General features: G+C 68.3%; 1 protein-coding gene. It reads right to left on the bottom strand.

Features of this window, described 5'->3' with window-relative positions:
* On the bottom strand, positions 1–650 hold a 650-nt coding region (locus D7V97_RS43475; RefSeq protein WP_147445280.1), incomplete at its 3' end, for a peptidylprolyl isomerase.
* Positions 651–684 lie beyond the last annotated feature (34 nt).

The following is a 684-nucleotide window of genomic DNA, read 5'->3' as shown; positions in this document are numbered from 1 at the left end:
GTCTTCTTCTTCGGGGCCGCCGGGACGCCCTTGGGGGCCTTGTCGCTCAGCGTGACGGCGGTGAGGACCACCGGCGTCTGGGGGCGGTCCTGCGCGCTGCGGGGCACGCTGGCGATCTTCTCCGCCACGTCGTAGCCGACCACCACTTCACCGAAGATGGTGTGCCGGCCGGTGAGCTGCGTGGGGGTGGAGGTGGTGATGAAGAACTGGCTGCCGTTGGTGTTCCGCCCGGCGTTGGCCATGGCGAGGATGCCCGGCTTGTCGAAGCTGCGGCCGCTCTGGAACTCGTCCTCGAAGCGGTAGCCCGGGTCGCCCATGCCGGTGCCGGTGGGGTCGCCGCCCTGGATCATGAAGCCCGGGATGACGCGATGGAAGACGGTGCCCGAGTACAGGGGCTTCTTCGTCACCTGCTGGCCCGTGGTGGGGTCCGTCCAGGCCTTCTCCCCGGTGGCCAGCCCGACGAAGTTCTCCACCGTCTTGGGGGCGTCCTTGGAGAAGAGCTTCACGACAATGGTGCCCTGGCTCGTCTTCAGGGTCGCGTAGAGGTCCTTGCCGGCCTGGACCTTCTTGGTCCAGGGGCCCACGGCCGGTTCGGCGGCCAGGACTCCAGCGGCGAACAAGGCAACGGTGATACCGAGAAGACGGTGCATACGGTACGGCCTCCAGGGCAGGAAGGCGCGGACC

Source organism: Corallococcus sp. CA053C (assembly GCF_003611675.1).
GTDB lineage: Bacteria > Myxococcota > Myxococcia > Myxococcales > Myxococcaceae > Corallococcus.
The sequence above is the reverse complement of the archived record's forward strand: the minus strand, read 5'-3'. Positions and strand labels throughout refer to the sequence as shown.